General features: G+C 56.3%; 4 protein-coding genes. All 4 read right to left on the bottom strand.

Annotated features, from left to right (window positions below):
* The coding region (locus AC2LD7_RS21780; protein WP_484599696.1) for an efflux RND transporter permease subunit at nucleotides 1-263 on the bottom strand (263 nt) is incomplete at its 3' end.
* Nucleotides 260-1,453, bottom strand: a complete 1,194-nt coding sequence (locus tag AC2LD7_RS21775) for an efflux RND transporter periplasmic adaptor subunit (protein WP_484599695.1) — start codon at nucleotides 1,451-1,453, stop codon at nucleotides 260-262. The genes AC2LD7_RS21775 and AC2LD7_RS21780, both read right to left, overlap by 4 nt.
* Before the next feature lie 159 nt (nucleotides 1,454-1,612).
* Nucleotides 1,613-2,932, bottom strand: a complete 1,320-nt coding sequence (locus tag AC2LD7_RS21770; RefSeq protein ID WP_199455913.1) for a TolC family protein — start codon at nucleotides 2,930-2,932, stop codon at nucleotides 1,613-1,615.
* 158 nt (nucleotides 2,933-3,090) lie between these two features.
* Nucleotides 3,091-3,731 (bottom strand): hypothetical protein (locus tag AC2LD7_RS21765; RefSeq protein WP_484599694.1); only part of this gene is annotated, 641 nt, incomplete at its 5' end.

The following is a 3,731-nucleotide window of genomic DNA, read 5'->3' as shown; positions in this document are numbered from 1 at the left end:
AAGAAGGAGTAACCCCGGACCGTCTTGGCACCCGGCACCGACAGCATGGCGGTGGTCAGTGGATAGGTCACCTGGTCTTCCACCACTTGTGGTGCCTGGCCCGGAAAGCTGGTTTTGATAATGACCTGCACATCCGAAAGATCCGGCAGCGCATCTACCGGCGTCTTGCTCAGCGAGTAGAGGCCAAGCCCTGTAATAAGCAAGGTGGCCAGCAATACCAGAAATCGATTACGAACAGACCAGTGAATGATGGCTGCGATCATGATTCGCCTCCGCCATGATTCATGGAACTATGGTCCATCGCCTCAGGTTCGCTTTTGGGCTCCGCTTTCTCCGGATCCATGACGTGCCCCGAATGATCCATCTGTGAATCCATGGCGTTGCTGCCTGATGCCGACATTCGCTGGAAATCCGAAGTCTTGCTGGACTCGGAGTCGATCAGGAACTGCGCAGAGGTCACCACGGTATCGCCAGGCTTAATGCCTTCCAGTATTTCTGCGTACTTGTCGCCAATCCGCCCTACCGTGACGTTGACGGACTTGAAGGCACCCTGTTCCAGCGCCACCACCAGACGGTCGCTTTGTCCAGTGCGGATGATCGATTCACGCGGCACCAACAGGCGTCTTTGCCCACGATCCCCCTGGACCTCCAGGCGAGCAAACATGCCGGGCAGCAAAGCTCCGTCGGAATTGTCAAACCGCATCCGGACCCGGGCCGTCCGGGTTTCCGGATTAACCTCGGGATACACATAGTCCACTTTTCCGCGCCACTGGCGCCCGGGCATGTAATCCAGGGTCATCATCACCCGGCTATCGCCCTCCACGGCCGAGAGCTGGCTTTCAAATACCTCGCCAATCACCCAGACTTCATCCAGTGCAGCAATCGACAAAACCCGGTCTCCGGGCTTTATGAACATGCCCTCGCGAACGTTCAGATTGTCGACAACGCCCGAGCTTGGGGCGTATACGGTCATCGTTCTCTGTATGTTTCTTGTCTGGCGCAGCTGCCGTATCAGGCTAGCCGGCACATTCAGAGCAGCCAACCGTTCCTCAGCGGCATTGATCAGTCGCTGATTCCCCCGGTTCAGTGCCAGGAGCAACTCCTCCTGAGCATTGACCAATGTGGGTGAATAGAGGGTATACAGAGGCTTGCCTTTTTCGACTGGTTCCCCCTCAGCTTTCACGTAGAGCGCTTCGATCCAGCCCTCTACTCTGGGATGCACGTGGGCCATCTCATCTTCGTTATATTGGACGTAGCCCACAGTAGTGATGGTGTTCGGCAAGCGTCCCTGGATGACGGGCTCGGTGCGAACTCCCAGGTTGTTGACCACGGCAGGCGAAATACGAACGGTACCGGCCGGGTCGTCAGCTGACCCGGCATCCTCAAACACTGGAATCAGGTCCATCCCCATAGGTGATTTCCCGGGTTTGTCGCTTTTAAAATTAGGGTCCATGGGCGCCACCCAGTAGAGCGGCTCCTTTTCCTCGTTACCGACCCCATCTACGGTTGGATCTGAAACCATTCCCGGGGCCCCCCAAATCGGCGGCACCGACGCCAGCGATCCCGCCGAGCACTATAAAGCCCAATGGACGAATGAAATTAGCCATGATGATCAATCCTGCAAATCGGTCATTGAAAAGGAGGGAATGTTTGAGGCTTCCGTGGTCAAATAACGGAAACTTGCCAGAGTTTTGGCCCGCTCGGCCATCATCTGGATCAATTCGACCTCGGCATTGAGTTCGGAGATCCTTGCGCGTACCGCCTCAGCAAAATCACCGTCGTCATTGTTATAGGCGGTCAGCGAGGCATCGGCCTGCTCTTCCATCTGCGGAAGAAGAGTTTGCTGATACAAGTCAATCCGATCATCCAATCGCTCAATGCGGGCCAACGCCGAGCGCGCCTTCGCCTTGAGCGATCGGATTCTCAGAACCCGATCCGTTTTTTCGGCTTCCAGTCTGGCTGCAGACGCGTTGAGCCGTCGGTCTTGCCGGCTTCCTGTGAATATGGGCAGGTCAAAACCGATACCAATAGAAAACAGGTCTGCCCTGTCCTGGCCGTTCGGAGCTCGGTCACGGTAACCATATTGTGCGAAGACCGACCACTCTGGTTTGTAGGCTTCCCTGGCAAGGTCTACGTCAATGCCCTGTACATCAATCAGTTGATCTGTGGCGCGAACCGACGGGTGACGGATGACAGACTCCACACTGGTCTCCGGCCAGCTGCTGGAAACATCTGCCAATAACAGAGGAGGAATGTTTTCGGCGACCGAGAGCTGGGCCCGCCTGGAACCGATCCATTCCCCTAGAGCTTCTCTGCTGGAAGCCAACTGAGTATGCAAAGCGGTCAGCCGATCTTCAAGCCGAGTCAATTCCAGCGAAGCACGAATAACATCTTGTTGTCTGGAGCCCATTGTCGCGGAGGTATATCCAGCTTCCGCAACATCCGCCAATTGCTCGAACAGCCCCCGGTTCTGTTCAATGAGGCGGATGCTTTCCTGGGCTTTCCAAAGATCGAGCCATAGGTGGGTCGCCGTTTCGGTGACCTGCGCACGACGATTCTGTCGGAGGTAAGGCTGTACACCGGCCAGTTCTTCTTTCTTTGCGCTAGCCAAGCGGCGGCTGTCTCCACGAGGAATTCGCTGTGTAATGCCAATCATGCCCTGGGTCATGGGCTCTTGCCCGGTATCAAAAGTATCCAGAGGCAGATTTGCCGCGCCGATCGTTACCCGGGGATCGGGAAGCGCGCCCTCAGCAACAGACTCTTCCATCAGCGCATCTTGTTTGTAAGAGCTCTGGCCGAGCCAGGGATCGCGTTCAGTTGCTGCTTCGATGACACTCTGGAGCTCCAGTCTGGGCTGAGCCCACGCAGAAATGCTGCTAAACAGCAACACACCCAAAATAGTCTGCTTAGTAAAAAAGGTGCGGATGGACAACTTGAGATCTCCGTGGAAAGCATATAAGAGCGCTTATTATTACATCTCAAAGCTGAAACGAAGCTGAAATTAAGTACGCACAAATTTTATATTGATCTGGTTCAACTATTTTTATCACTAACAAAAGTTATCAAATCGTTAATAAACTTTTTTTTCAGTCAGGTTTCAGGAACTAATGATCTAATGAAACCATCAACCAAACAGGAGCCCAGAACTTCCACATTTTGGTCGCGCAGCCGATCCCGCACGGTGCCGACCACCTCGTCGAGCCGGTCGGCATCCTGCACGCGGGCCGCGATCTCGGTAAACCGCCCCTGAAAGGCATACAGCGCCTGGGCCGAAGCCAGGGGCATCTGGGCCACGAAGCCATCGATACGCTTGATGCCAGTCTCGAACACGCCCACCAGCTCGAACCGGTCGGCGCCAATGGAGCCGTCCGCCGCCTGTACCACCAGTACCAGCTCGTCGCCCGGAGAGACATCCAGGGCACTGGCTGCGTCGACGCCCACAAGGATCTCATTGCCGCCGGTCAGATAGCGGCCGCGAACAATCGACCGGTCAAGCCGGGTTACATGGGGTTCCGTCGCGCTGTCGACGCCCATCACCTGCAATGCCCGCGACTGGTCCGCACGGCTGGCCAGGGCATGGCCCGTTACCCGGGGAGTGGTCGCCGCCACACCGGTTACGGCCGACACATCCTCTGCGAGATTCCAGCGCTCGGCCAGGGCAATGTTCATCTCCCGGTCGTCGTGAAAGCCGCGCTGATGTACCTTCAGGTCGCCGGTCACATAGCCAGTCA

It is taken from the genome of Stutzerimonas sp. (genome assembly GCF_982611455.1).
Note: the sequence above shows the minus strand (reverse complement) of the source record. Positions and strands in the feature narration are given on the sequence as shown.